Consider the following 25752-nt stretch of genomic DNA (forward strand, 5'->3'; position numbering starts at 1 on the left):
CTTGGAAGATTATATGAAGGGGTACGAGTTTATTTTCACGGGGGTGAAGCTGACCTTGTTGCCATCGGGTGCGCTTTGGTGGCCCGAGGTAAAAATCCTGTGTGTCTCGGACCTTCATTTGGGCAAATCCGAACGGATGGCGCGCAGCGGTGGTGCAATCCTGCCGCCCTATGAAACCCGTGACACTCTGCACAAATTGGAAACCGACATCGAAGCGACGGGTGCGCGCACCATTGTCTGTCTGGGCGACAGTTTTGATGATCTTGAGGCGTCGGCAAACCTGCCCGAGGATGAAGCCTTGTGGCTGACCCGCCTGATGGCTGGCCGCCGCTGGGTCTGGATCGAGGGCAACCACGACCCCGGCCCGATCGAGTTTGCCGGCACCCATCTGGCAGAGCTTTTGCAACCCCCGCTGCACTTCCGCCATATCGCGCGGGTCGGCGCGTCAGGCGAGATCACCGGGCATTTCCACCCCAAAGCGCAGCTTCATTTCAAAGGTCGCACAGTCAGTCGGCGCTGCATGCTCTTCGATGGGGATCGGGTGATCATGCCGTCCTATGGCACTTATACTGGCGGGCTGCGCACGGACAATTCGGTTTTGTCGCGTTTGATGCGACGCGAAGCGATCGCTGTCCTGCTGGGCGAGCCACCACAACCCATCCCGATGCCGCGCTGACCCCGCTTGTGACGTGGCGTTTTCATTGCGTGGTCGGCAAATGTGCTACCCTTTCCCAACGAGAGGACGCCACATGACAGAGCTTTCCCCAGACACCATTGCCAAAGCCCGGCAAAGCTTTGCAGCGCAGAGTCTGATGACGTTGATCGGGGCGGAAATGACCGATTTGGCGCACGGGTCGTGCCAGATCAGCGCGCCAATCCCGGACAATATGCGCCAACACCACGGGTATGGTCATGCCGCGCTGACCTTCGGGCTGGGCGACACCGCTGCGGGCTATGCCGCGTTGTCTGTCATGCCCGAGGGACACGAAGTCCTGACCTCCGAGATCAAGATCAACCTGCTGGCCCCTGCTTCGGGCGATCGGCTGATCGCCGAGGGGCGCGTGCTGCGAACGGGCCGCCGGCTGATACCTGTCGAAGCCGATGTCTGGGCCGAACAGGACGGCCAGCGCACGCTGATCGCCCGGCTTTTGGGCACCATGGTGCCGGTTCCGATCCGACCTGCCGCAACGTGACGGTTGGCCTTCACGTGGCAAAACTGCACATTCTTTCCAACCCGAAACAGGAGAGCCAAATGTCAGACCGCGTTCGCATCACGGAAGAAAACCAAGTCGCCACGGTCACGTTGACACGGGCCGACAAGCGCAATGCGTTGGACCTTGCGATGATCCGCGCCATCGTGGAGGCGGGCGAAATCCTTGCCGCGCGCAAGGATATCCGCGCCGTGGTGCTGGCAGGCGACGGGCCTGCCTTTTCGGCCGGGCTTGATCTGGCTGCAATGCCCGAAATCGCGCAGTTCGCGATGCAGGGCGACGTGTTCCTTGAGCGCACGCATGGCAATTCAAACCTGTTTCAAGCCGCCTCCATGGTCTGGGCCGAGATGCCACAACCGGTGATCGCCGCTGTGCATGGCTATGCCTTTGGCGGCGCGTTCCAGATCATGCTGGGCGCCGACCTGCGCATCGCCGCGCCCGATACGCGCTTTTCCATCATGGAAGGCCGCTGGGGCATCATTCCCGACATGGGCGGTATGGTTCTGATGCGGCGGCTGGCACGGGGCGATGTGATCCGCAAGCTGACCTATTCCGCCGAGCAATTCGAGGCTCAACAGGCGCTGGACTGGGGGTTTGTGACGGAACTGTCAGATACACCACTGAAGCGGGCGCAAGCGCTTGCCGCCGAGATTGCGCAGAAATCCCCCGACGCCATCCGGGCCGCCAAGGCCCTGATCCGGGATACGGAGCTGATGGGGGTCGAGGACACGTTGATCGCGGAAAGCCGCGCGCAGGAGAGGCTGATGGGCAAACCCAATCAGATGGAAGCTGTGGTGGCCGGAATGCAAAAACGCGCACCTAAATTCACTGATTAGGTCAAACCACAGGCCACGGAGCGGTTACTGCATCGCCAGAAGCGGCTTTTGATTGCTGACATGACGGCGCACGAGCGTTTTCATATGCTTGCCCTTGGGCGGACAGAACCGCGCCATTCTGGGCACATAATCCGCCGCTGCCAGTTCGGGAAACAAGGTCATAATCTCGTCATAGGCTGCATCGCCCACGCTTTTCAGGGCCTCCTTGCCGGTAAACAGGCTTTCTGTCGGTGCCCCTTCCGACAACACGATCTCGTGGCTGTCGAAAAGCATATGCATATATGTGACCGGCGCATCCACCGTGTCGATAAAGATGCCGGGGATTTCGATCAGCTTATGGGCCGGGATCAATGCCTCTTCCCCGCCAAACATCCGTTTCGCAATGGGTGAACGGACCAGCACACGGTGCTGTGGTGACACGCAGAGATCGCGCAAGGGCAAGTTGGCCCCCAATGCACCTGCGGTGATGCGGATCGGTGTCAGCTTGGGTTTCTTCAAAAGCTCCCGAAGGCTGAGTTCACGCTTGCCGATCCAGCGAATTTTCTGCGGCCCATTGTCCAGCGTCAACACCTCGTCGCCGACACCAAGTGTCTCGATCTGGCGGGGACCATGCGGTGTGTCGATCATCGTGCCAACGACAAAACAGGGCACCACAGAACTGGCAGGGATCGACGGGCCGTTATCCGTGACCGCGACGACCCGCAGGTTTGTGTTCAACGGCGGAATATCACCATTCAGAAAAGCGATGAAGTAGCCCTGTTCAGCACCGGGCCACTGGAACGAGCCGTTGCCGTTCGCATCCCAATCCATGACCCCGACTTCATAGATGTTTGACCCGTCTGTCACCTGGATCGTGTAATCCCAGATGAAGACTTCTCCGTTATACGTCTGGCTTGGATCGTTGGGGGATTCATTGATGACGTTATCGCCTGAAATGATCGTGCCATCAGCCCCATCCGAGATGGAGATTTTGCTGTAGGAACTGATCCGGAACCGTGACCCGATCGTGGCATAGGTCGCCGTATCGTTGGACATCGTCGTGTCGGAGCGAAATGCCCCGTATATGGAAATAGACATGCTCTACCTGCGGCGCTCTTTTGACGCCCTGTTTTCGTGACGCGTTGGTCACGATGAACTGCTCAATTGCCCGCGACTTTTGGCGTCACGTTGACGCTGAAAAGGTTAACAGAATATTTGCTAGTGCGAATCGATTTTATTGGGCTGCGAAAATAGAGTGCCAAGTCTGCAACACACGGGTCTGCGCATGTAGAAAGGGGCAGATCAGAACCCGCCCCCAAGATGCTGTGAATAACCTCCGCCTCAGGCGGTCAAACCCTCAGGCTCAACCAACCCATTGGCCCGACAACAGGCTGTCAACGTGTTGGCCAGAAGGCAGGCAATCGTCATCGGGCCAACCCCGCCCGGCACCGGCGTTATGGCACCGGCTACTTTGGCGGCGCTGTCAAAATGTACATCGCCCACCAGCCGGGTCTTACCCTCTCCCTTTTCGGGCGCGTCGATGCGGTTGATGCCCACGTCGATCACGGTGGCACCGGGTTTGATCCAATCGCCCGGAACCATCTCGGCACGCCCGACGGCGGCCACCACGATATCGGCGCGACGCACCACGTCCGGCAAATCTTTGGTGCGGCTATGCGCGATGGTCACGGTGCAGCTGTCGCCCAGCAGCAGTTGGGCCATGGGCTTGCCGACGATGTTCGAGCGACCGATCACCACCGCGTCCAACCCGGACAGCGACCCCAGGTGGCCGCGCAGCATCATCAGACAGCCCAGCGGCGTGCAAGGCACCATGGATTTCTGACCCGTCCCCAACAGCCCGACATTTGAAATATGGAACCCGTCCACATCTTTGGCTGGATCTATCGAATTGATCACAAGGTCTTCGTTCAGGTGGCCCGGCAGTGGCAATTGCACAAGGATACCATGCACTTCCGGATCATTGTTCAGCTTGTCGATCAGGGCCAGCAATGTTGCCTCGGACGTGTCTGCATCCAGCTTGTGCTCGTAGCTGTTCATGCCGACTTCGATGGTCTGCTTGCCTTTCGAGCGGACATAGACCTGGCTGGCGGGGTCTTCACCCACCAAAACGACAGCCAGACCGGGCGTGATGCCATTTTCGTCTTTGATACGCGTCACATGGGCAGCGACCTTTTCGCGCACGGTTGCAGCAAAAGCCTTGCCGTCAATGATCTGAGCTGACATCGCCCTCTCCTTTTGTGGTGTAATTTGGTCTTTGGCAGACCGGTATCAGAACAGGTCGGGGCGCAGCAACAGGCAAGCCCCGCGCCGCGCCGCTTCCTTGATCAGAACAGCCCCTCGATTTCGCCGTCAGCGTTCAACCCGATGGTCAGCGCGGCGGGTTGGCGCGGCAGGCCGGGCATGGTCATGATCTCGCCGCACACGACGACGATGAAGCCGGCACCCGCAGACAGACGCACCTCGCGCACCGGCACCGAATGGCCAGTGGGCGCGCCGCGCAGGTTGGGATCGGTCGAGAAGCTGTATTGCGTTTTCGCCATGCAGACCGGCAGGTTGCCATACCCGGCCTCTTCCCAATCGCGTAATTGCTGACGAATTTTCTTGTCAGCCAGAACTTCATCGGCGCGATAGATCCGTTTGGCGATCGTTTCGATCTTTTCGAACAAGGGCATTTCGTCTGGATAGATCGGCGCAAAGCTGGCCACATCCGCATCGGCCACCTCGGCCACGCGGCGGGCCAGCGCCTCGGACCCTTCCGAACCAAGTTCCCAATGGCGTGAGACGATGGCTTCCGAACCGTGTTCGCCGACATAATCCTTCACCGCCTGCACTTCTGCATCCGTATCTGTGACAAAGTGGTTGATCGCGGCGACAACCGGCACGCCGAAAGATTTCAGGTTCTCGATGTGACGGCCAAGGTTGGGGCACCCTGCCTCGACCGCTGAGACGTTTTCTTCGCCCAGATCGGCCTTGGCCACGCCGCCGTTCATCTTCATCGCGCGCACGGTGGCAACCAGAACCACAACGCTGGGGGCGATGCCTGCTTTACGACACTTGATGTTCATGAACTTCTCGGCACCCAGATCGGCGCCGAAACCGGCTTCGGTCACGACATAATCCGCCAGTTTCATCGCGGTTTTCGTTGCTATGACCGAGTTACAGCCATGCGCGATGTTGGCGAAAGGGCCACCATGCACGAAGGCGGGGTTGTTCTCCAGCGTCTGCACCAGATTGGGTTGCATCGCGTCCTTGAGCAGCACAGTCATCGCGCCATCGGCACCAATATCGCGGCAATAGATCGGCGTGCGTTCGCGCGTATAAGCCACGATGATATCGCCCAGACGTCTTTGCAGATCTTCAAGATTGTTCGACAGACACAGGATTGCCATCACTTCCGAAGCGACGGTGATGTCGTATCCGGTCTGACGTGGAAAACCGTTCGAGACGCCGCCCAGCGAACACACGATATCGCGCAGCGCGCGGTCGTTCATGTCGACCACACGGCGCCAGGCCACGCGGCGTTCATCAATCTGAAGCTCATTGCCCCAATAGATGTGGTTGTCGATCATCGCCGACAGCAGCGAATGGGCCGAGGTGATGGCGTGGAAGTCGCCGGTGAAGTGCAGGTTCATATCCTCCATCGGCACGATCTGCGCGTAACCGCCACCCGCAGCCCCGCCCTTCATGCCGAAGTTCGGCCCAAGCGACGCTTCGCGAATGCAGACCATCGCTTTCTTGCCGATGCGGTTCAGACCATCGCCCAGACCCACGGTGGTGGTTGTCTTACCCTCACCGGCCGGTGTCGGGTTGATCGCGGTCACAAGGATCAGCTTGCCATCATCGTTGGATTGAACTGAATTGATGAAATTCTGACTGACCTTCGCCTTGTCATGGCCAAAGGGCAGCAAGTGTTCCGTCGGAATGCCCAATTTGTCGCCGATTTCCTGAATCGGGCGTTTCTTGGCTTCGCGGGCAATTTCGATGTCGGATTTATAGCTCATGGCAGATCCTTCAGATTCGTGCGCTGTTGTTCAGGTCAGATCGCAGCCCTGTTGATCCTGCGACCATTTTTCTTCCCGATACTTATCTGCCCCGATATCATCTCATAGGGTGGAATCCGACATGTTTGCCGTGGAATTCGTCGAAATCCAGTTCGTCGTTTTCAATCGGGCAGCCAGATCTCGACAGCGACACTCTTTCTTCAACGGCACGGCTTAACGGTCAGGTTGCCATGTGCGTTGGAATGGGACGTGAAGACGCAATGCATCGCCTGTGCGAAGATCGCCTTCGCGCTCGACCCAGGCCGTGACGCCGCGACGATCCGCGGCTGCCGCCTTGAAGGCGTGCCCTTTTCCCGGCAGATGGCGCTCGATCTCCTGACCCGGGAAATTGCAGGGCCTGTTTTCCATATCGATGGTCAGCGAGGTGCCGTTTTCCGCGACAAGACGGGAAGACGGCGGGGTATGGGTGAAGTCCGGCAGACCGGAAATGATCATGGACGCGCCCAGCCATTCGGGGTTTATCTCGTCGATCTCCATCGCTTGTGCAATCAACGCGAGCTCCTCTGCGCAGAGGATCGACAATTGGCGGACATTCCGAATTTCGGTGTTCACCGGATATTGCGCGCGCATCCTGGCGCATGACTTGCGCGTCAGGCCAGACCGCGCCTCGCCCGTTACACCCGCATAGGTGAGCTGGACCGCATCGCAGGCGACCGATGCCAATGTCTGGTCCCGGTCGATGGTCTTTCCCAGCCATGTAATCTGACCGTGGTAGTCTGTTGGGATAAGCGCGGGCATGAAAGCCTCCTTCCAATCAACAGCAGAGTGACGCAGAGCGGCCGCTAGCTCAAGGCGACAGGTCCAAAGATACGGCTCGAACCACGGATTGTCTGGCAGAACCTGTGTCGCCCGGACACGCTGTTGCGCCGGGCGGCAAAAAAAATCACGTGCCGCGATTTTTTGGTCTTGCATCGAATCTTTTTTCAGGACATTTGCGCGACATAGACGCCAACGCACGCGCCTCTGGCCGGAAGCATCTACGCCCACGTGTTTACGTAGCGACGGTAACGTCTCCCTTGGAACTGAGCGGTCTTCGACGATTTTCGTTATGGCCGGGTCTTTTGGAGATGACCATGATGCATTTCGTTGGCGCTGGTGCGCCTTCCCCTGTTGCTGTCCCGTCCCGACTGGACGCTTTTGTCGCCAGCCAGCAATTTGACCGTCCCACATTGGTCATGGACCTCGACCGGGTCGAACAACAATACAACGCGCTGCAATCCGGTCTGGGCCACGCCCGTATCCATTATGCCGTGAAAGCAAACCCGGCGCGCGAAATCATTGCCCGCCTTGTCCAACTTGGCAGCCATTTCGACGCTGCCTCGAAAGGTGAGATTTCGCTGTGCCTTGAAGAAGGTGCGCGGCCGCAGGATATTTCCTTCGGAAACACAGTCAAACGGGCATCGGACGTCGCGTGGGCACACCAGCAAGGCATCACCCTGTTCGCCGCAGACGCACAGGAGGAGCTTGAGAAGATCGCTGAGAACGCACCGGGCGCGTCGGTCTATATTCGTCTGATCGTCGAAGCTTCCCAGGCCGACTGGCCGCTGACGCGCAAATTTGGCTGTGACCGCGACACCGCCATGGCGCTTCTGGGCTATGCCAAAGAACTTGGGCTAAACCCCGTCGGATTCTCGTTCCATGTCGGATCACAGACCCGCCGCGCCAAGATGTGGGTGCCGATGCTGAACGTGATGGCCGAGATCTGGCGTGCAGCCCACGCAGCGGGCCATGCCGTGTCCGTTCTGAACATCGGCGGTGGCTTCCCAGCCTTCTATGGCGAAGCGATTGACGCGCCCGAAATCTATGCCCGTCAGGTTATCGACCTTGTGACCGAGCGCTTCGGCGACAAGGTGCAGGTGATGGCCGAGCCGGGGCGCGGTATGGTGGCCGAGGCTGGCGTGATCGTGGCCGAAGTCATGCTGGTCAGCCGCAAATCCGACCGTGACATGCACCGTTGGGTGTATCTCGACATCGGGCGGTTCTCGGGCCTTGCCGAAACCGAAGGCGAGGCGATCCGCTATCAGTTCGAAACCCCGCGCGATGGCGAGCCGATGGGGCCATGCGTCATGGCCGGGCCAAGCTGCGACAGCGCAGACGTGCTCTATGAAAAGCGCCCGGTTCATCTGCCGATGACCCTGAAAGCGGGGGATCGAGTGTTGATCCGCAACACCGGTGCCTATACCTCGACCTATTCCAGCGTGTGCTTCAACGGGTTCCCGCCGCTGGATGTGGTCGTGATCTGACCTGAAAATCGCTATGGAACGTTTCTGATTTTCTGGAACACCTGTCGCCCCGAACTCCAAGTCGGGGCGGCAATTGCTAGACCGCCGCGCGGCCTGCCACAAACAGCCAGACCGCGACAAGACCCAGTATCACGGCGAATGCCCCGTTCAGCAGGCGCGCATGATCGCGGTGTCTGAACCGGGCCAAGAGACCATCACCGACAATTGTCCAGAACAGGAACGCCAAAAGGTTGTTCAGCGTGAATATGGTCGTGATCCACAACACGGCGGCAAGATGTGGGATCGGAAACGCGGTCAGGAACTGGCTGAACATCAGGGCGATGATCACATAGGCTTTCGGGTTCAGAACCAGCAGCAGGGCACCGTCCAGAACGCCGATAACCCCCAAGTCTCGGCCCGCCCCGGAAAGACCGGCGCGAAGGAAGGTCCACGCCAGCCACGCCACATAGGCAGCCCCCGCCCACCTGAGCACCTCAAACAAGGCCGGCGCCGTGGCGACCAAAGCGGAGAACCCCAGCCCAAGGCCGAAAGTCACGATCCATGTCGCAACGTGATAGCCGAGGTTGGCGGGCAAGGTGGCACGCAGACCGAACCGCGCGCCCATGGCCGCGAAAACCATGTTGCCGGGCCCAGGGCTGTAGGCCAGCGGTGCCAGAAACAGAAGCAATGCCAGAGTTGTCGGAAGCATGATCGCGCCCTCCTTTCCCTGAAGGTGAGCATGTGTCGTGATCATATCGACCCGTTTCCTGCGCAAACTCAAAACCACGAAAAAGCCCCCGAAGGAGTGATCCGTTCGGGGGCTTGGCCTGTAATGATCCGCGTCAGGTGGTGGGTTCAGGCTCCAAGTCGCCCTCGCCTGCTGGTTTCGCCCGCGGTTTGGTTTTAGGTATCGCCGTGACCGACGGCGCGCTGCCTTCGTCGGGCGTGTCGTCATCCTCGCTTTTCGTGGGCGGCTCGCCCCGCATCACGCGTTTGATTTCCTCGCCGGTCAGGGTTTCATACTCCAGAAGACCTTGCGCCAGATTTTCCCATTCATCCTTTTTCTCTGTCAGGATTTTATGGGCGGTCTCATAGCCTTGTTGGATGAAGCGCTTTACCTCTTCCTCGATCAGCTCTTTGGTATGTGCCGAAACCGAGAAGCCCGCCGTGTTGCCAGAGTAGCCTTCGGCCGCTTCGGCATAGTCGATATTGCCGACCTTCTCGGACATGCCCCAGCGCATCACCATCGCGCGCGCCAGACCCGATGCCTGCTGGATATCACCTGCTGGCCCGTTCGAGACATTCTCTTCACCATATTTGATGATCTCGGCGGCCTTGCCTGCCATAGTCATGGCCAGCTTTTCTTCGCATTCCGACTTATGCCAGTTCAACCGGTCAATTTCGGGCAGCGACACAACCATACCCAACGCACCACCGCGCGGGATAATCGTGGCTTTATAGACCGGATCACATTGCGGAAGCGACATCCCAACCACGGCGTGACCGGCCTCGTGATAAGCGGTTTTTTCCTTCTGGTCGTCGGTCAGAACCATGGAGCGACGCTCCGCCCCCATCATCACCTTGTCTTTCGCGTTCTCGAAATCTTCCATAGTGACAAATCGGCGGCCCACACGGGCGGCCATCAAGGCAGCTTCGTTCACCAGGTTCGCCAGATCAGCGCCCGACATGCCCGGTGTGCCACGCGCGATGATGCGCATGTCGGCGTCGGGACCCAAAGGCACCTTGCGGGCGTGAACGCCCAGAATTTTCTCGCGACCTTTGATGTCGGGATTGGGCACAGTGACCTGACGGTCAAAACGGCCCGGACGCAGAAGCGCTGGGTCCAGCACATCGCGACGGTTGGTCGCGGCAAGGATGATCACACCCTCGTTGGCCTCGAATCCGTCCATCTCGACCAGAAGCTGGTTCAACGTCTGTTCGCGCTCGTCATTTCCGCCGCCATAGCCTGCGCCACGCGACCGACCCACGGCGTCAATCTCGTCAATAAAGACAATGCAGGGCGCGTTTTTCTTGGCCTGCTCGAACATGTCACGCACACGGCTTGCGCCGACGCCCACGAACATCTCTACAAAATCGGAACCTGAGATGGTGAAGAATGGCACCCCTGCCTCGCCGGCAATTGCGCGGGCCAGCAGCGTTTTACCGGTTCCCGGAGGGCCAACAAGCAGCGCCCCTTTAGGAATCTGGCCGCCAAGGCGGCTGAATTTCTGCGGGTTGCGCAGGAACTCCACGATCTCTTCCAGCTCTTCTTTGGCTTCATCAATGCCGGCCACGTCGTCAAAGGTCACACGACCTTCACGTTCGGTCAGCATCTTGGCCTTGGATTTGCCAAACCCCATGGCTCCACCGCCCCCGCGACCTTGCATCCGGTTCATCATGAAGAACCAGAACCCGATCAGCAGGATCACCGGCAGAAGCAATGTCATAAGGCTCATGAAGCCCGATTGCTGTTGCGGTTCAGCCTTCAGTTCGACCCCATTGTCCAGCAGCAAGTTCGACACTTCGGCGTCGCGCGGCACGATGGTCTGATACATCTTCCCATCTGCGGATTGATAGATAACTTTTTCACCGTCGATGGTCGCGGTCTTGACCTCGTCCCCTTCGACAGAGGTCACAAATTCCGAATAGCTGACCTGCGATGCTGCCAGCCCTGCCTGCCCGTTCGAAAACAGGTTGAACAAAGCCAGGATCAGCAGGAACAAAACGATCCAGAAGGCGAAATTTCTCGCGTTGCCCAAGGGTATCTCCTTTGAATGCCATGGCGACAGAGCGCAGAACCACCGGTCCGCACGCTGCCACTCTAAAATAGGGATGAATGCAGTATGTTCAATGCGATAAAATGGTTGATAGGAAATCTTCTACGACTGGCGCGCGGATTAACAGATAAATATCGCCAAAACCGGCCAACGGGGCGGCGATCAGCCTGTCATCCTGCCATAACGCGGGCGTTGTCATCAGAGTGTTTCGGGCCAGACCCGACGACCGCCAATCCTTGCAGAAGTGAATGCCGTCGCCCAAGGCCCTGACCTGCAATCCCGCCAAATCGGAGTGACGTGGCGCGTCCATGATCCAGCGGTGATCCCACAGCGCACCGGGCCGGGATGCGACGCTCTCGACCGCGCGCAACTCGCGCCCGATCACAAACCTGTCGGGCCCGCGCGACACAAGACAGCCCTGCAAGGTGCGGGTCTGCCCCGCCATCACTTCGGCCTCCAGACTCCGCAAAGCGTCATAACGCGGGCGATACGGGGTCGATGAGACATAGTTAATCGCATGAGCCAGCAGACGGTGGCGGGTTTCATCGGGCAATTCAGAGAACCCCGGCAGAGCAAATTTCACATCCCCGCCCTTCACTTCTGCCAGCCTGCGGGCGGCATCATGGGCCAGCCAGGACAGGGCATCCCGCGCCAGCGACATGCGATGCGCGGTGTCTGTCAGCCGCCCGCGTGTCAACCCGATCTGCGGCAGGTCCTGCAACGCTCGGCGCATTTTAACACGGTCATAGCTTGGGTCGTCATTGGACGGGTCGTCCACCCAGCCCTGCCCGCGCATGGTCAGAACCTCTTGCAACGCCGCCCGCGCGACCGGCAACAGGGGTCTCATCCAGCGCACGCCCCGGTCGCGCCAATCGTCACGCATGGCGGAAAGCCCGTCGACACCCGACCCGCGCGCCAATCGCATCAGAAAGGTTTCTGCCTGATCATCGGCAGTATGCCCCAACAGCACCGCATCAAGCCGTTCGGTCCGCGCCCAGTCGGCCAACAGGTCATAGCGCGCCCGGCGGGCGGCATCCTGCACATTGCCCTCGGGCGTCGCGTTCCATGCCAATATCCGGTGCGGCAGGTTCATCTCCGCACAACTGCCCTGCACGAACCGCGCCTCCTGCGCCGCGTCCGCGCGCAGACCGTGATCGACCGTCGCCGCGTAAAGCCCGGCACCATGTTTCGCGCACCAGTCCCGCGCCAGCAAAAGCAGCGCCATGCTGTCCCCACCGCCTGATACGGCAACACCCAAACGCAAAACGGGCCCGCCTGCGCGGACCCGGTCGAGGGCATCAGCGATGCAACCTTCAGGCGTCATTGGCACCCAAGGCTTGCACCTGCGGCCGCTGCATCCTCTACCGCCGGTGTGCCGGGGAAGCGTTTGCCGACCTCGGCCAGCGTTGCACAGGCTTCCGAGGTTTGGCCAAGCGCACCCAGCGCATTGCCCAGACGGAACAGCGCGTCAGGCGCGCGATCGCTGTTGGGCGCACCGGAAAAAGCGTTCAGATAAGACCGCGCGGCCGATTTGATGTCGCCTTTGCCAGTCAGCGCCTCGCCACGCTGGAAATGCGCCTCGGCGGTCAAGGGACCACCGGGGTAAGTTTCGATGAAGGTTTCATAAAGTGCGGCGGCTTGATCGAAGTCGCCAGCCTCCAGCGCCGCTCCTGCCGCTTCGAAATCCTGCTTTTCACCCACCGCCATCTCCGTCGTCAACGGCTGGGCTGGTGCAGGGGCCGTGGCCGGGGCGGCCGGAACTTCGCCGCCGCCCAAGGTCGAGGTTTCGCCAAGCTTCGAGACATCGCCACCTTCCAACTCGACCAGACGGAACTCCAGATCGCCAATGCGATTGGTGCCGTCCTTGACAATCGAGTCGATGCGGAACTGAAGCTGTTCGGTCTGCCCGGTCAGCCGCGACAATTCGCTTTCGATGGTCGCGACGCGTTCGGTCAGACTGCCAGAGCCCGTCGCAATGCTGCCCGCGCCCGTGGTGGACAGCTCGGTCTTAAGCTTTTGAACTTCGACATAAAGCATCGACAGCTCTTGCCGGATATCGGCAAGTGACTGCGCCCGGTCCTGTGCCAAGGCTGGGTACACCAGCGCGATGGATACGGACAGGGCAATGGCGGACAGCCGGGGGAAAGGCGACATCTGACCCTCCTTCAAACGATCTAGGTTCAGCTTGTGGCGGCGCCGGCGGCCAGAACGGTCACCGCGCGACGGTTCTTGGCATAGCAAAGCTCGTCCGAGCAGATTTCAAGCGGGCGTTCCTTGCCATAGCTGACGGTCTGAAGTCGGTTCGGGGCTACGCCGCGTTCGATCAGGAAGTTCTGCACGGCAGACGCGCGACGCGCACCCAGTGCAAGGTTGTATTCCCGTGTGCCCTGCTCATCCGCATGACCTTCGATCACGGCGGTATAGGCGGTGTTTTCCATCAGCCACGCCGCCTGTTTGGTCAAAAGGTCAATGCCTTCCGGATTGATCGAGGACTGGTCCACCGCGAACAGCACACGGTCCCCGATGGTCTGCTGGAAATATGCCGGCGACCGGGGGTCAGACGGGCTACCCGCGACAAAATCGCCAGACGCGCCGTTTGCGCCATACTGATCACCAAGGCGGTTCTTAGAGCAGGCCGAAAGCGTCAGCGCGCCCACAACCAGCGTAGCAATTGCAATACGTTTCATGATCGTTCCTGTGTCCATTTTCTCGCGTGCCCCTGTCGTGGGCAGGCAAATTGTTGCTCGTTGGCGCAATCCTAGCAGCAAAAATCCCGTTTGGAAACGGATCGGCGCATGCCTGCTGGTCCGCGCCGATCGCTGCGCAATAATGCGCTTATTTCAAAAGCGGCGACCATGCCGGGTCGGACGCCGCCCCTTCCGTCACCACGCGCCGCAGGTTGCGGCCAGAGATATCAACAGAATACAGCGACGGTGCTCCCGACGCGCCCTGGCTCTCGCGGGTGAACATGATCACGCGCCCGTTCGGTGCCCAAGTGGGGCCTTCATCCAGGAAGGAGGCGGTCAACAGACGTTCTTCGGATCCGTCGGTGCGCATGACGCCGATATGGAACCGGCCCGCGTTTTGCTTGGTGAAGGCGATCAGATCGCCACGCGGCGACCAGACCGGTGTGCCATAGCGCCCCTGCCCGAAGCTGATCCGTGTCGCCTCGCCGCCACCGGCGGGCATGACATAAAGTTGCGGCGTGCCGGACCGGTCGCTTTCAAAGACGATCTGGCTGCCATCGGGCGAATAGCTTGGCGCGGTTTCGATCGACGGGGTCGAGGTCAGCCGACGTGGATTACCGCCATTGATGTCCATCGCATAGATGTCCGTGTTGCCCCCCGTTGACAGTGAATAGACAATCGTGCCGCCATCGGGCGAGAAGCGCGGCGCAAAGGTCATCGTGCCTTGCTGCTGCGACAGTGCCTGACGTCCAACGGTGGCCACATCAAGAATATACACTTGCGGGAAGCCCGTTTCGTAGCTGGTGTAAAGCACCCTGTCGCCGGTGGGCGAGAAACGCGGTGCCAGAACCAGGGCCGAGCTGTCGGTCAGATACTGAACATTTGCCCCGTCGTAATCCATGACCGCCAACCGCTTGCGCTTGGCGTTCTTCGGGCCGGTTTCCGCAACGAATACAACGCGGCTGTCGAAATAGCCGCTTTCACCGGTGATACGGCTGTAAACGATGTCAGCGACCTTATGGGCCACCCGGCGCCAGGAACTGATCGCGCCCGAGAACTGAAGCCCTTCGCCCAGCGGTTGGCCGGAAAACACGTCATAGACCCGGAATTTCACATTCAGGCTGTCACCCGAGGCCGAAACGGCCCCGGTGATCAACGCCTGTGCGTTGATCGCCTTCCAGTCCGCATAAGCGACCGGGCTGGCAAAACTCGTGATGCCTGACACGAACGCGTCTGCGGGAATTTCACGAAACAGCCCGGTGCCGGACAGATCCGCCGCAACCACCCGCGCAATGGATCGTGCGTATTCGCCTGCCGCCCCATTCTCGGCCTGAAAATCAGGCACGGCGAAGGGCAAGGGTTCGATCACACCATCGGTTATTTCGATCCGCAACGGCCCTTGCGCCTCTGCTGGCCGTGTCAGCCCCAGAACACCTATGACTGCCGCGATCAGAACAGCCACAACCGCCCCGACCGACCGTTCGAGGATCAGTTTCTTGAGTTTCACGCTCATCCGACCAATTCCCTCTTCATTTGTTTCACCCGGTTCATACACGTTTTCTTGCGGCCACCGGCAGGGGAGAAATTTGAAAAACTCTCCTCTCCCGTCACCGCCACAGCGCAGGAGGCATGAACCTCATGAACACCTGTCTGCGCCACGAAATCAGAAATATTGTCTTCTGTCAGCCCACTGCCGGCCATGACGGAGACGCGCCCGGCGGCGCGCCGGACCATAGCACAAATCCCAGCTGCACCCTCCACCGCCGTTGCGGCCCCACCCGAGGTCAGAACGCGCTCGAACCCCAGAGCGACGGCCTGATCCACTGCGACCATCGGATCCGGCACCACGTCAATCACCCGATGCAGCGTCGCGCCCAACCCTTCGGCAGCGGCCAGCAGGCGGCCAAGCACGGCAGTATCCAATGTGCCATCTGGCTTTTGCGCCCCAAGGACAACGCCTGCCAAATCGGCCTCTTTCACCGCGGCGATGTCATCCAGCATCACCTGCACATCCGCCTCCGAATAGGTGAACAGACCACAGCGGGGACGGATCATCGCATAGCACGGCACGTCCAGTTGCGATGCTGCGATCATCAATCCAGCCGTGGGGGTCAGTCCGCCTTCGGACAGCGCCGCGCACAGCTCGATCCGATCCGCACCACCAATTTGAGCGGCGATTGCCCCGTCGATCGTATCGACACATATTTCGAGCGTCCGAGACATCATTTGATCCTCATATTCTCGGGGTTGAAGGTCATTTCGATATCCTGCCACTGGCCATATTTCTCGGCAGGCAGGTCGAACCCGTTCGCACCACAGCGGATGATCGCGCGCCGTGCGGCCTGGAAGGCGGTGTTCGCGGCGGCCTCGGAAGGACCGTCCCAGGACGCCATACGGATGCCTTCCGGCCTGCCATCGCGGCTCATTGCGACCATGACGACCACTGTCGTGGACATCGCGTCCGTCGAGCTTGACCCAAGGTTCCAGCAGCGACTGACCGCCACGCGCAACCCGTCCTTTTCACCGCGAGTCAGCGGCGGACCCTCGGGCACGTCCTGCGCGGGTGTATCGGTTTCCCCACCGGCCACCTGATCGGCCACCGCAGCCGCCACAGCGGCGGCATTGTTGGCGGGCGTCGGCGCTTCGGTGGGCGTCTCGACAGGTGTTGCCGGTTCGGCAGTTTCCACGGGCGCGGGGCGGCTTGGGCGTGTTTTCGGACGCGACGAGGTTGCCGGGGCGAGCGATGGATCTTCCACCGGCTCCTCGGCCTCTGTCACAATCTCGGTCGAGGCTTCCGGCGGCGCGGTCGGTGTTACCTCTTCGGGCAGGGGTTCCGGTGTCGGCTCGGGTGAGGGTTCGGGGGCTTCAACAACCTCGGGTGCTTCCTCGACCGGCGTTTCCGGTTCAGGCGCAGGCGTCGGGGCCACGCGCGGCGCGGGTGCGGGCGGCGCCGTTTCAGGCTCAGGGGCCGTTTCCGGTTCGGGTTCGGGAGTTGGTTCCGGCTCTGGCGCAGGTTCCGGCTCTGGTGCTGGTGCAGGCTCTGGTGCTGGTGCAGGCTCGGGGGCCGGTTCTGGCTCGGGGGCCGGTTCTGGCGCAGGCTCAGGCTCAGGCGTCGGACGCGGTGCGGGCGGGGTGTCCCCCTCGGTCGCGGTCTCGCCACGCGGCGCACTTAACGCCGCGAATTCGTCCTCCGAGATGATCGAGACATCGGACACCTGCACAAGCTGATCATCGCGCGAGAAGTTAAAAACTCCGCCAAAAAGCACCCACAGGATCAGGATCCCGTGAACAGATGCCGAGATGTAAAGACCTCTGCGCATATGCCTGCCCTAGTTGTCCGTGCCGGTCAGACTTGGCCCGCCACCTTCGGTCACAAACCCGATCGAGGTAAACCCGGCCGCATTCAGCGCACCCATCACCTTGGCAATCGCATCCCATTCCACCTGCCCATCAGCACGCAAGAACACCTTGTTATCCGTGCGTTCCGCAGCCACCGCGCGCAGCTTGGTGATCAGTTCACCCTGCGCGATCTCTGTGGTTTGCAGGAAGATCTGGCCGTCTTCGGTGATGGTGATCGCCAGCGGTTCTTCCTCGGGCGCGTCCAGCGATTTGGCGGCCGTCTTGGACAGTTCCACCGGTACGCCCACAACCATCAAAGGCGCGGCAACCATGAAGATGATCAGCAACACCAGCATCACGTCCACGAAGGGCGTGATGTTGATCTCGGCCATCACGCGGCGATGTTTGCCGCGACGGCGACCGCGCCGGGCGCGTCGATCCGCGCCCCCACCTTGTTGCACACCCGCGCCCATATCAGCTGTCCAGCTGGCGGCTGAGGATGGTGGCAAACTCGTCTGCGAAGGCTTCATAGCTTGCCAGGATATTGTCGCTGTCCACGCTCAGCTTGTTGTAAAATACCGCCGCCGGGATGGCGGCCAGAAGGCCCAGACCGGTCGCCAGAAGCGCCTCGGCGATGCCGGGGGCGACGACGGCCAGGTTGGTATTCTGCTGCTGCGCAATTTCGACAAAGGCGTTCATGATGCCCCAGACGGTGCCGAACAGTCCCACAAACGGCGCGGTCGAAGCAACAGTCGCCAGGAAGCTCAGCCCCTTGTTCAGCTCTTCGCCTTCCTTGGCGATGGCCACGTCCATCGATCGGTCGATGCGGGATTGCGCGTTGGCGATCAACCCGCCATCGGCCCTGTGGCTGCGCCGCCATTCCAGCATTCCTGAGGAAAAGACCTTTTCCGCCGATCCACTGGGCGTTGGTCCGATCTGGTCAAACAACTCGTCCAGCGGTTCGCCCGACCAGAACTTGCGGTCGAACGACGCGGCATCAGCGCGCGCGCGGCGAAACGCCATGTGTTTCGTGATGATGATCGCCCACGACCAGATAGAAGCCGCAATCAAAATCAGCATCACCAGCTTGACCGTGAATGTCGCGCGAAGAAAAAGGGCGAGGAAGGAGAAATCGATCTCCGCCGCCGCCTGAAGCGTTTCCGTTTCCATATGTCTGCCTCTGTACCGCCACCTCTTTGGGCAGCTTATCTGCACGTTTCATAGCGGATTGCCACGGGGAATGCCATCAAAACCGCGTCATCGGCATGAAAGCCGTGGGGTCAGTGAACCAGACGGCGGATATTTGCCGGAAGCCGGGCAGGTTGGCCGGTGTCCGACACGCAGACGATGGTGACAAGGGCTTCAAACAAACGCTGTTCGCCGCGTTTGACCACCTGCTCCATCACAAGTCGCGCGCCTGTGACCTGCTGAACAGATGTTTCAACCTGCAACTCTTCGTCAAAACGCGCCGAGGACAGATAGTCCGCTTCGACCCGGCGCACCGCAAACACCAGACCGTCTTCGCGCATCGCGTTCTGGTCGATCCCGATATCACGCACCCAATCGGACCGCGCGCGTTCGATATAGCGCAGATAATTGGCGTAGTAGACGATCCCCGCCATGTCGGTATCTTCATAATAAACGCGGATGGGAAAACGGTGCATCAGGGCCTCTTGGTTCTGCTCGCTCCGACCCTAGCCGCGAAGGGGATAGTCTGCCAACCGCTGATATCGCGCGCCGTCCGGGCGCAGATCGGAGCGGTAAAGCGACAGGGTGTCGAGCGTCACGGTCGGGTATCGAATCGCGCCATGGGCTTCCAGCGCGCGGCCAAGGGCCGGCGCATCGTTCGCCGTGGGCGTGTGTGGAAGGCGGGCCAGCGTCACGTGGCCGCGAAACCGTCTATGGGGCAGCGTGATCCCGGCGCGACGAATGACTTGTTTGACCTGATTGTGCAGCGCATCCACCCCATCGGCCTTGAGCGCAAGAACGGATGGCACCACTCCGCCCATGGTGATCAGACCGGCCAGATCAACGGTCGCAGGCGGAGCGCGCCAAACCTCCAACTCCGTGTTCAGGTCTTCAAGCGCCTGGACGGGCTGCTCACCCAGAAACGCCAGGGTCAGGTGGATGTTTTCTTCGGGCATCGCACGTCCGACCCTCAGCCGCCCGGCAAATCCGGCAAGCTGCGCGGCCAGGTCATCCGGCAGGGGAAGGGCCAGAAAGCTGCGCATTTAATGCTGTGTCTGATCTTGTGCCGCTTGCACCTGCATCCGCGCAAACAGGCGCAGCGCATGGGCGGGATCATTGGCGGCTGCGGGCAGCACCGGATCATAGGACGCCGCAATCAACCCAGCGATCTCCGGGCGCAGGATGGTCTGACCATCAGGCAACAGGGCAAGAGGGCTTTTCGTCGAAAACGCACCATCACCCCACACCAGAACAGCCTGAACCGCTTGGGTCAGGGCAATGGTATCGGCAGGTTGTTCGGCCATCGCGCCTTGCATGCAGACAAACGTAAAACAAGCCTGGATGGCATTGTCATCGTCAAACCGGAACGCGCGGTATTGGGTGGCGCTTTCCGCCTTCAGCCGGGCCACGAGCGACACCAGTCCGGGGATCATCTCGTCGAGTTTCGGCACGTCCAAAAGCTCGTCCCAATCGCGAAAGAAGAACACCATCAGGTTAGCGCCCAGTTCCGGGTCGGTCTCGGCCATCTTGTGACCGGCCAGCATGACCACCGCTTCGACCGCACCTTTGACGACCTCAAGCGTCGCGTCGTCCACACCAAACACCACGGGCACGATGGGGCGACCCCAGCGGGCGAAGGTGAAGTCGCCATTGGCGCGCGTGAAATGCGCGCTCACATCTTCCGGGGTCATAAGGGGGGCAGTCATATCGCGTCTCCTGATCTGCGGGGGATGTTCCGCAAATGCGCGCGTGTTTCAAGGGTCAACCGTCGAAAAGTTGGCCCTGCCCCGATCCGCGCGGTTCGGACGTGGGCGCAGTCAGGCCAAGGTGGCGCCACGCGATCTGGCCCAGCATCCGCCCGCGCGGGGTGCGCTGGATCAGCCCTTGTTGCAGCAGGAACGGCTCGATCACCTCTTCCAGCGCATCGCGGCTTTCGGAAAGCGCGGCGGACAGGGTTTCGATACCCACCGGGCCGCCGCCATAATGTTCTGCCATCAAGCCAAGATAGCGCCGGTCCGCGCCGTCCAGACCCAGATGATCAACGCCCAATCGCGTCAGCGCATTGTCGGCGAGGTCGCGCGTGATGCACCCGTCGCCCTCAACCACCGCAAAATCAACCACGCGGCGCAAGAGCCGCCCCGCGATCCGAGGGGTGCCGCGGGCGCGTTTCGCGATTTCACGCGCGCCATCTGTGTCCGCAGGGGCGCCCAGCTTGATCGCGTTTTTTGTGACAATCTCGTGCAGTTCATCGACGGAGTAAAATTGCAGCCGCACAGGAATACCGAAGCGGTCGCGCAGCGGCGTGGTCAAAAGGCCCAAGCGGGTGGTGGCCCCCACCAGCGTGAAGGGCTGCAATTCAATCCGCACGGTGCGCGCGGCGGGGCCTTCGCCGATCACCAGATCCAGTTCGAAATCTTCCAGCGCGGGATACAGCACTTCCTCGACCACCGGATTGAGCCTGTGAATTTCGTCAATGAACAACACGTCATTGGCTTCCAGATTGGTCAGGATCGCGGCCAGATCACCGGCCTTGGCCAACACCGGGCCGGATGTCATGCGAAAGTTCACGCCCAACTCGCGCGCCATGATCTGCGCGAGCGTCGTCTTACCCAGACCGGGCGGGCCGTGAAAAAGCACGTGGTCCATCGCCTCGCCACGCTTGCGCGCGCTTTCGATGAAAATGCGCAGGTTGGCCCGCGCCTCGGCTTGTCCGATGAAGTCGCCCAGCGTTTGCGGGCGCAGGGCGCGGTTGGTATCTTCCGCATCTTCCGGGCGCGGCGCGGGGCGCAGCGTCGGGTCCGGCGTGTTCACAGGGTCAGAGGCGGTCATGCGTTCTTTCTAGCCCCCTACCCTTTGGGCGCAAGAAGTTTCAGCGCGGCGCGGATCAGGTCGGACGTGTCGAGCGTCGCATCCTCGCCCAAGGCCTGTGCCACGGCGGACGCCGCCTCGCCGGGCGCATAGCCAAGGTTGGTCAGGGCCGACAGAGCTTCGGATTGTGCGGCGGCGTTGCCTGTGGCCACGGGCGCGGTGACGGGCGCAGAGGGCGTGGACGGTTCGATCACCGCGTCATCCTGCACAAAGGAGCCAGCGGCAACCGATGCCTGCCCCGACAGCGCCATGACAGACGCCGCCTTGTCTTTCAGCTCCAACACCACGCGCTGCGCGGTTTTGGGACCGATGCCTTTGGCCGCCTTGACCGCGTTCCAGTCACCCAGCGCAATGGCGCGGCTGACCCCGTCCGGCCCCAATGTGCCAAGGATCGCCATCGACGCCTTCGCCCCGATGCCCTGCACGCTCATGAGCAGCCGGTGCCATTCCTTCTCGACCAGCGTTGTGAAGCCGAATAGTTGCAGATTGTCTTCGCGCACAAGCAGCTCGGTATAAAGTGCAACAGCTTCGCCCGGACCGGGCAGGCTGGCCATGGTGCGGTCCGAGACATAGACCAGATAGCCCACGCCGCGCACGTCGATCAGCACGTGATCTTCGGCGCGATAATCGACGCGTCCCGCAATCTTTCCGATCATGCTGACGCCTTTCTGAGCGCGGCTTCCAATCGCCCGGCGTTTCCGGCGTGAAAGGCATGGCAGATCGCAATCGCCAACGCGTCGGCGGCATCCGCGCCTTTGATTTGCACGCCGGGTAACTGCATCTTCACCATGTGTTCGACCTGCACCTTGTCAGCGTGTCCGACCCCCACCACGGCTTTCTTGACCGCGTTGGGCGCATATTCCCCGATGGGTAGCCCCGCCCTGGCCGGCACAAGCAGTGCAATCCCGCGCGCCTGCCCCAGCTTCAGTGTGGCAACCGCGTCCTTGTTCACGAAAGTCTGTTCCACTGCGGCAGTGTCGGGGGCATAAAGCGCAAGCACCTCGGACAATTGATCATAAAGCGACAACAACCGCGAGGCCAGTTCGCCCGTGCGCGAATGGCAAATCCCGTTGGCCACATGCGACATCCGCGTGCCATCGGTGTCGATCACGCCCCAGCCAAGGTTCCGAAGCCCCGGATCAATGCCAATTACGCGCATGTCCTATCCTGCCCTGTCTGCTCTGTCCGGTCGCTCACACAGATGCGCGGCGCTCTTGTTGCAAACCGGACTAGCACGAAACGAGAACACGCGCCAGAAGCAATTGCAGAGACGGCGATTCCCAAGGTCCGTTGGCGCGATCGGGAACGTGAGGCTTTTAAGCCACATGCCGCCGCACCGGACAGAATGTCGCGGGTCGAAAATCGACGGATTCAGCCTATTTTCGACTTCGCATATCCCAATTGCGACCCGTTGCAGAAAACGCATATGAGTCATGCATTTTGTGATCTTGCCGCCCTCGAAAATCGGGCCTAGATGCCCGCCAAAGCAATCGTGCTTGTTGCCGTTATCTAACCGAGAAGGATCCGAAAAATGGCTGCTTTCGAAACGACATATATCCCTGTGAGCGGTGCGTCATTCGGCGGCCGTTTGTCCGCCGCGTTCCGCAAACTTGTTGTCACGGTCCGCGTCTGGAATGACGCCCGTATGACCCGGAACGCCCTGGCCAAGCTGAGCGACCGCGAGCTTGACGATATCGGGCTGTGCCGCGCTGACATCAGCTCGCTATAAGATCACCACCACGAAAAAGCCCGCGCTTGTCTGGCGCGGGCTTGCCACCCCGTTCGGCATCTGCCGCACGGGGTTTTCTTTTGTCGGAAGCCTATTCCAGCGTCAGCGCGACGAACCGTGGGTTGTCGTCGCGACGCACCAGCAATAGCACCGATTTACGCCCGCCGTCCTTGGCATCCTCAAGACGTGCTTCCAGCGCGTCGATCGAATTGACGGATTCTTGCCCGGCTTCAGCCACGACGTCACCGGCCCGAATGCCTTTTTCAAAGGCCTCGCTGTCTTCATCGATGTCCAGCACGATCAGCCCTTCAGCCGTAGGCGGCAACCCGAGGTCGTCGCGACGCATGTCGTCCAGTTCACCTAAGGTCATGCCCAGAACTTTGCCTTCTGCTGGCGCGTCTGGTGCTTTCTCGCTCGGGGCATCGCCGGGTGCTGCATTGGCGTCTTCGCGACGTCCAAGCGTGATTTTCAGCGTTTCGGTCTGCCCCTCGCGCAAGATCACCACGCGCACCGCTTTGCCAACAGGCGCATTGCCGACGATACGCACAAGTTCGCGCGTGCTCGTCACTTCGGTGCCATCGAAGGACAGGATGACGTCATTGGGCAGAATGCCCGCATCCTTGGCTGGTCCATCCGGCACGTCCGTGATCAAAGCGCCGTTGGTGCTTTCAAGCCCCATCGCCTCGGCGATATCGTCGGTGATGTCCTGAATGCGCACACCCAGCCAGCCACGACGAGTTTCGCCGAATTCTTTCAACTGATCCACAACGCGTTTGACGACGGCTGAAGACATCGCAAACCCGATACCGATCGAGCCGCCATTGGGGCTAAGGATCGCGGTGTTCACTCCAACCACTTCGCCATCCATGTTGAACAGCGGCCCGCCCGAGTTGCCGCGGTTGATCGCCGCATCCGTCTGGATGAAGTCGTCATAGGCACCTGACAGCTCGCGATTGCGCTGCGATACGATCCCGGCTGAAACCGAAAAACCCTGCCCAAGCGGATTGCCGACGGCCATCACCCAGTCGCCGACGCGCATGATGTCACTGTCACCAAAGGTCACGAAAGGCAGTGGCTTGTCGCTTTCCACTTTCAAAACAGCGATGTCGGTGTTGGGGTCGGTGCCAATCACTTTGGCGGGCAATTCACCGCCACCGTTGAAAAACTCAATCATGATCTCATCCGCGCCATCGATGACGTGGTTGTTGGTCACGATGAATCCATCCTCGGAAATCACGAAACCCGAGCCAAGGGCCTGACTGCGGCGCTGGCGTGGCTGGTTGTCATTGCCATTTGGCCCGCCTGGCTGATTGCGATCCAGAAAATCACGGAAGAAATCTTCGAACGGGCTGCCTTCCGGGATCATAGGCTGGTTGCCGGTTCTTTGCGCGATGATGGTCGACGTAGTGATATTCACCACCGCCGGACTGACCTGTTCGGCCAGATCGGCAAAGCTGTCAGGGGCGCTGCGCGCCTCGGCCTGCAAGCCCGTTGCAAGGATCATGGCCAACGCCATGATAAGCCCGACAAAAGCGTGTAAGCCCCGCGTTTGAGCATGTTCGGGGGAAATCGCCTGCACTTTCACACCTCTCTCCTTTCAAGAAACAGTTTCGAGCCTCGGCCCGTTCACGAATAGTCTCTAGATAGGGAGACTAATGCGCAAAGCAAAGCTCCAGAACAGTGTTCACCGGCATGTGAACGTCTGTAATGCTGCGTGACACGCGGAAGGATGCCAACAGGTTCTAACCCGCGACCGAGCCATAGATCGCACGGGCCTGCGAGAACGACAACAATTGCTTGCGGTTCGCATCCCACAGATGCAGTCGCGCGCATGACAGGCTTTCGGCTATGGTCATGCGGTTGGCCTGCGCCAGTTCCGCGTGGTCACGCAGCACTTCGGTCAGGCGATAGAACGGGATGCGGCTGTAAAGATGGTGCACGTGGTGGATACCGATATTGGCACTGAACCATTGCAGCACTGGTGGCATGATATAATGCGAGCTGCCTTCAAGGGCCGCGTCGTGCAATTGCCAATCCTCTTCGGTGCTCCAATGCGTGTCTTCAAACTGGTGCTGCACATAGAACAACCACATGCCAGCCGTCGCGGCCAGTATGGTGGTCGGCAAGAAGATCAGCAAAAGCGCCGAGAAGCCGCCGAAATACCAGATCACCACCAGCGCGGCGAGGATGGCCAGATTGGTGCCCATCGCGCTGATCCAGTACCGCGCACTGTTCATCAGGCCAAGCGGCAGGCGGTTTTGCAGAAGGAACAGATAGCCCGGTCCAAATCCGAACAGGAAAACCGGATTGCGATAGATGCGATACCGCAAACGCTCGAACCGTGACAGGCTGTTATATTCGTCAACTGTCAGGGTCATGATGTCGCCAATGCCACGCTTGCCCAGATGTCCGGCCGAGCTGTGATGGATCGAATGTGTGCGCCGCCAGACAGCATAAGGTGTCAGTGTCAAAACCCCGATCACCCGCCCAACCCAATCACTGAGCGCGCGTTGCTTGAAGAACGCGCCGTGGCCGCAATCGTGCTGAATGGTAAACAAGCGCAATAGAAACAGCGCGTTGACAATTGAAATCGCAAGTGTCAGCCAAAGACTGACCGACATCGACAACCACGCCAGACCCCACAAAAGGATGAACGGACCGATGCTGACCGCCAGTTCAAACGCGCTGCGCCACTGGTTCGGTTCGCGATAGGCGGCCAAGGTCTTGACCCAGTCCCTCGCGGATTTCGTGTCATCGGATGATTGCGGAAAATCTGGGGTATGTTTCATAGGCCTGCTTTGCAAAGAACTCGGGCACCGATAAACAACTTGCTC

At 60.4% G+C, this 25752-nt stretch carries 27 protein-coding genes; 5 read left to right on the top strand and 22 right to left on the bottom strand.

Features of this window, described 5'->3' with window-relative positions:
• Positions 1 to 13 precede the first annotated feature (13 nt).
• The 3 genes from pdeM to AC13C8_RS17205 all read left to right on the top strand — a co-directional run bounded on the left by pdeM (position 14) and on the right by AC13C8_RS17205 (position 2047).
• Positions 14 to 676, top strand: a complete 663-nt coding sequence (pdeM, locus tag AC13C8_RS17195) for a ligase-associated DNA damage response endonuclease PdeM (RefSeq protein ID WP_482848642.1) — start codon at positions 14 to 16, stop codon at positions 674 to 676.
• Between the two features lie 73 nt (positions 677 to 749).
• Entirely contained in the window at positions 750 to 1193 is a 444-nt protein-coding gene (locus tag AC13C8_RS17200; RefSeq protein ID WP_091429319.1) for a PaaI family thioesterase, read from the top strand.
• A gap of 59 nt (positions 1194 to 1252) precedes the next feature.
• Complete coding sequence (locus AC13C8_RS17205; RefSeq protein WP_482848520.1) at positions 1253 to 2047, top strand: crotonase/enoyl-CoA hydratase family protein; 795 nt, start codon at positions 1253 to 1255, stop codon at positions 2045 to 2047.
• Positions 2048 to 2071: 24 nt separating this feature from the next.
• Here AC13C8_RS17205 and AC13C8_RS17210 read toward each other — a convergent pair whose 3' ends face one another.
• The 4 genes from AC13C8_RS17210 to AC13C8_RS17225 all read right to left on the bottom strand — a co-directional run bounded on the left by AC13C8_RS17210 (position 2072) and on the right by AC13C8_RS17225 (position 6846).
• Complete coding sequence (locus AC13C8_RS17210; protein ID WP_091429318.1) at positions 2072 to 3124, bottom strand: Hint domain-containing protein; 1053 nt, start codon at positions 3122 to 3124, stop codon at positions 2072 to 2074.
• A gap of 243 nt (positions 3125 to 3367) precedes the next feature.
• Positions 3368 to 4270 (bottom strand): bifunctional methylenetetrahydrofolate dehydrogenase/methenyltetrahydrofolate cyclohydrolase FolD, encoded by a 903-nt coding sequence (gene folD / locus AC13C8_RS17215; RefSeq protein WP_091429316.1) that lies wholly within the window; start codon positions 4268 to 4270, stop codon positions 3368 to 3370.
• A 101-nt stretch (positions 4271 to 4371) separates the two neighbouring features.
• Positions 4372 to 6048, bottom strand: a complete 1677-nt coding sequence (locus AC13C8_RS17220; protein WP_482848521.1) for a formate--tetrahydrofolate ligase — start codon at positions 6046 to 6048, stop codon at positions 4372 to 4374.
• A 213-nt stretch (positions 6049 to 6261) separates the two neighbouring features.
• The gene (locus AC13C8_RS17225) at positions 6262 to 6846 is read right to left on the bottom strand and encodes an MOSC domain-containing protein (protein WP_091432125.1); all 585 of its coding nucleotides are present in this window, start codon (positions 6844 to 6846) and stop codon (positions 6262 to 6264) included.
• Between the two features lie 335 nt (positions 6847 to 7181).
• Here AC13C8_RS17225 and AC13C8_RS17230 point away from each other — a divergent pair, with 335 nt between their 5' ends.
• Positions 7182 to 8351 carry a type III PLP-dependent enzyme gene (locus AC13C8_RS17230; protein WP_482848522.1) on the top strand — a complete coding sequence of 390 codons (1170 nt, stop codon included), beginning with the start codon at positions 7182 to 7184 and terminating at the stop codon, positions 8349 to 8351.
• 76 nt (positions 8352 to 8427) lie between these two features.
• On the opposite strand, the gene AC13C8_RS17235 is transcribed toward AC13C8_RS17230, so the two are convergent.
• From AC13C8_RS17235 to ruvC, 16 genes are all read right to left on the bottom strand, one after another.
• The gene (locus tag AC13C8_RS17235; RefSeq protein WP_482848523.1) at positions 8428 to 9039 is read right to left on the bottom strand and encodes a LysE family translocator; all 612 of its coding nucleotides are present in this window, start codon (positions 9037 to 9039) and stop codon (positions 8428 to 8430) included.
• 133 nt (positions 9040 to 9172) lie between these two features.
• The gene (ftsH, locus tag AC13C8_RS17240) at positions 9173 to 11089 is read right to left on the bottom strand and encodes an ATP-dependent zinc metalloprotease FtsH (protein ID WP_091429311.1); all 1917 of its coding nucleotides are present in this window, start codon (positions 11087 to 11089) and stop codon (positions 9173 to 9175) included.
• A gap of 88 nt (positions 11090 to 11177) precedes the next feature.
• Entirely contained in the window at positions 11178 to 12431 is a 1254-nt protein-coding gene (gene tilS, locus AC13C8_RS17245) for a tRNA lysidine(34) synthetase TilS (RefSeq protein WP_482848524.1), read from the bottom strand.
• A complete protein-coding gene (gene ybgF / locus AC13C8_RS17250) occupies positions 12428 to 13261 on the bottom strand; it encodes a tol-pal system protein YbgF (RefSeq protein WP_482848525.1) in 834 nt (277 codons plus the stop codon). Before ybgF ends, tilS begins: the two co-directional genes overlap by 4 nt.
• Before the next feature lie 26 nt (positions 13262 to 13287).
• Entirely contained in the window at positions 13288 to 13794 is a 507-nt protein-coding gene (pal, locus tag AC13C8_RS17255) for a peptidoglycan-associated lipoprotein Pal (protein WP_091432118.1), read from the bottom strand.
• Between the two features lie 148 nt (positions 13795 to 13942).
• On the bottom strand, positions 13943 to 15307 hold the full coding sequence (tolB, locus tag AC13C8_RS17260) for a Tol-Pal system beta propeller repeat protein TolB (RefSeq protein WP_091429309.1): 1365 nt from the start codon (positions 15305 to 15307) through the stop codon (positions 13943 to 13945).
• Positions 15304 to 16020, bottom strand: a complete 717-nt coding sequence (locus AC13C8_RS17265) for a copper homeostasis protein CutC (protein WP_482848526.1) — start codon at positions 16018 to 16020, stop codon at positions 15304 to 15306. Before AC13C8_RS17265 ends, tolB begins: the two co-directional genes overlap by 4 nt.
• Positions 16017 to 17114: a hypothetical protein gene (locus AC13C8_RS17270; RefSeq protein ID WP_482848527.1), complete on the bottom strand. Its 1098-nt coding sequence runs from the start codon at positions 17112 to 17114 to the stop codon at positions 16017 to 16019. Before AC13C8_RS17270 ends, AC13C8_RS17265 begins: the two co-directional genes overlap by 4 nt.
• A gap of 9 nt (positions 17115 to 17123) precedes the next feature.
• Entirely contained in the window at positions 17124 to 17606 is a 483-nt protein-coding gene (locus AC13C8_RS17275; protein WP_091429304.1) for an ExbD/TolR family protein, read from the bottom strand.
• Position 17607: 1 nt separating this feature from the next.
• Positions 17608 to 18303 carry a protein TolQ gene (gene tolQ, locus AC13C8_RS17280; RefSeq protein WP_091429303.1) on the bottom strand — a complete coding sequence of 232 codons (696 nt, stop codon included), beginning with the start codon at positions 18301 to 18303 and terminating at the stop codon, positions 17608 to 17610.
• A gap of 110 nt (positions 18304 to 18413) precedes the next feature.
• Positions 18414 to 18800 carry a tol-pal system-associated acyl-CoA thioesterase gene (gene ybgC / locus AC13C8_RS17285; protein WP_091429301.1) on the bottom strand — a complete coding sequence of 129 codons (387 nt, stop codon included), beginning with the start codon at positions 18798 to 18800 and terminating at the stop codon, positions 18414 to 18416.
• Between the two features lie 27 nt (positions 18801 to 18827).
• Positions 18828 to 19364: an RNA 2',3'-cyclic phosphodiesterase gene (gene thpR, locus AC13C8_RS17290; RefSeq protein ID WP_091429300.1), complete on the bottom strand. Its 537-nt coding sequence runs from the start codon at positions 19362 to 19364 to the stop codon at positions 18828 to 18830.
• Entirely contained in the window at positions 19365 to 20027 is a 663-nt protein-coding gene (locus tag AC13C8_RS17295) for a hypothetical protein (RefSeq protein ID WP_482848528.1), read from the bottom strand. It lies immediately after the preceding gene.
• Positions 20028 to 20082: 55 nt separating this feature from the next.
• Positions 20083 to 21150, bottom strand: a complete 1068-nt coding sequence (gene ruvB / locus AC13C8_RS17300) for a Holliday junction branch migration DNA helicase RuvB (protein WP_482848529.1) — start codon at positions 21148 to 21150, stop codon at positions 20083 to 20085.
• Positions 21151 to 21167: 17 nt separating this feature from the next.
• Entirely contained in the window at positions 21168 to 21845 is a 678-nt protein-coding gene (ruvA, locus tag AC13C8_RS17305) for a Holliday junction branch migration protein RuvA (protein ID WP_482848530.1), read from the bottom strand.
• Complete coding sequence (gene ruvC, locus AC13C8_RS17310; RefSeq protein WP_482848531.1) at positions 21842 to 22348, bottom strand: crossover junction endodeoxyribonuclease RuvC; 507 nt, start codon at positions 22346 to 22348, stop codon at positions 21842 to 21844. Before ruvC ends, ruvA begins: the two co-directional genes overlap by 4 nt.
• 372 nt (positions 22349 to 22720) lie before the next feature.
• Between ruvC and AC13C8_RS17315 the strand changes: the two genes are divergently transcribed.
• Positions 22721 to 22918: a DUF1127 domain-containing protein gene (locus AC13C8_RS17315; RefSeq protein WP_091429294.1), complete on the top strand. Its 198-nt coding sequence runs from the start codon at positions 22721 to 22723 to the stop codon at positions 22916 to 22918.
• A gap of 91 nt (positions 22919 to 23009) precedes the next feature.
• On the opposite strand, the gene AC13C8_RS17320 is transcribed toward AC13C8_RS17315, so the two are convergent.
• Positions 23010 to 24434, bottom strand: a complete 1425-nt coding sequence (locus AC13C8_RS17320; protein WP_482848643.1) for a Do family serine endopeptidase — start codon at positions 24432 to 24434, stop codon at positions 23010 to 23012.
• Between the two features lie 226 nt (positions 24435 to 24660).
• Entirely contained in the window at positions 24661 to 25707 is a 1047-nt protein-coding gene (locus tag AC13C8_RS17325) for a fatty acid desaturase (protein WP_091429291.1), read from the bottom strand.
• Positions 25708 to 25752: the final 45 nt, after the last annotated feature.

This window comes from Aliiroseovarius sp. B-4 (assembly GCF_056857795.1).

Coding starts and splice junctions, on each gene's coding strand:
- pdeM (WP_482848642.1), top strand. CDS start 14: ATGAAGGGGTACGAGTTTATTTTCACGGGGGTGAAGCTGACCTTGTTG.
- AC13C8_RS17200 (WP_091429319.1), top strand. CDS start 750: ATGACAGAGCTTTCCCCAGACACCATTGCCAAAGCCCGGCAAAGCTTT.
- AC13C8_RS17205 (WP_482848520.1), top strand. CDS start 1,253: ATGTCAGACCGCGTTCGCATCACGGAAGAAAACCAAGTCGCCACGGTC.
- AC13C8_RS17210 (WP_091429318.1), bottom strand. CDS start 3,124: ATGTCTATTTCCATATACGGGGCATTTCGCTCCGACACGACGATGTCC.
- folD (WP_091429316.1), bottom strand. CDS start 4,270: ATGTCAGCTCAGATCATTGACGGCAAGGCTTTTGCTGCAACCGTGCGC.
- AC13C8_RS17220 (WP_482848521.1), bottom strand. CDS start 6,048: ATGAGCTATAAATCCGACATCGAAATTGCCCGCGAAGCCAAGAAACGC.
- AC13C8_RS17225 (WP_091432125.1), bottom strand. CDS start 6,846: ATGCCCGCGCTTATCCCAACAGACTACCACGGTCAGATTACATGGCTG.
- AC13C8_RS17230 (WP_482848522.1), top strand. CDS start 7,182: ATGATGCATTTCGTTGGCGCTGGTGCGCCTTCCCCTGTTGCTGTCCCG.
- AC13C8_RS17235 (WP_482848523.1), bottom strand. CDS start 9,039: ATGCTTCCGACAACTCTGGCATTGCTTCTGTTTCTGGCACCGCTGGCC.
- tilS (WP_482848524.1), bottom strand. CDS start 12,431: ATGACGCCTGAAGGTTGCATCGCTGATGCCCTCGACCGGGTCCGCGCA.
- ybgF (WP_482848525.1), bottom strand. CDS start 13,261: ATGTCGCCTTTCCCCCGGCTGTCCGCCATTGCCCTGTCCGTATCCATC.
- pal (WP_091432118.1), bottom strand. CDS start 13,794: ATGAAACGTATTGCAATTGCTACGCTGGTTGTGGGCGCGCTGACGCTT.
- tolB (WP_091429309.1), bottom strand. CDS start 15,307: ATGAGCGTGAAACTCAAGAAACTGATCCTCGAACGGTCGGTCGGGGCG.
- AC13C8_RS17265 (WP_482848526.1), bottom strand. CDS start 16,020: ATGATGTCTCGGACGCTCGAAATATGTGTCGATACGATCGACGGGGCA.
- AC13C8_RS17270 (WP_482848527.1), bottom strand. CDS start 17,114: ATGCGCAGAGGTCTTTACATCTCGGCATCTGTTCACGGGATCCTGATC.
- AC13C8_RS17275 (WP_091429304.1), bottom strand. CDS start 17,606: ATGGGCGCGGGTGTGCAACAAGGTGGGGGCGCGGATCGACGCGCCCGG.
- tolQ (WP_091429303.1), bottom strand. CDS start 18,303: ATGGAAACGGAAACGCTTCAGGCGGCGGCGGAGATCGATTTCTCCTTC.
- thpR (WP_091429300.1), bottom strand. CDS start 19,364: ATGCGCAGCTTTCTGGCCCTTCCCCTGCCGGATGACCTGGCCGCGCAG.
- AC13C8_RS17295 (WP_482848528.1), bottom strand. CDS start 20,027: ATGACTGCCCCCCTTATGACCCCGGAAGATGTGAGCGCGCATTTCACG.
- ruvB (WP_482848529.1), bottom strand. CDS start 21,150: ATGACCGCCTCTGACCCTGTGAACACGCCGGACCCGACGCTGCGCCCC.
- ruvA (WP_482848530.1), bottom strand. CDS start 21,845: ATGATCGGAAAGATTGCGGGACGCGTCGATTATCGCGCCGAAGATCAC.
- ruvC (WP_482848531.1), bottom strand. CDS start 22,348: ATGCGCGTAATTGGCATTGATCCGGGGCTTCGGAACCTTGGCTGGGGC.
- AC13C8_RS17315 (WP_091429294.1), top strand. CDS start 22,721: ATGGCTGCTTTCGAAACGACATATATCCCTGTGAGCGGTGCGTCATTC.
- AC13C8_RS17320 (WP_482848643.1), bottom strand. CDS start 24,434: ATGGCGTTGGCCATGATCCTTGCAACGGGCTTGCAGGCCGAGGCGCGC.
- AC13C8_RS17325 (WP_091429291.1), bottom strand. CDS start 25,707: ATGAAACATACCCCAGATTTTCCGCAATCATCCGATGACACGAAATCC.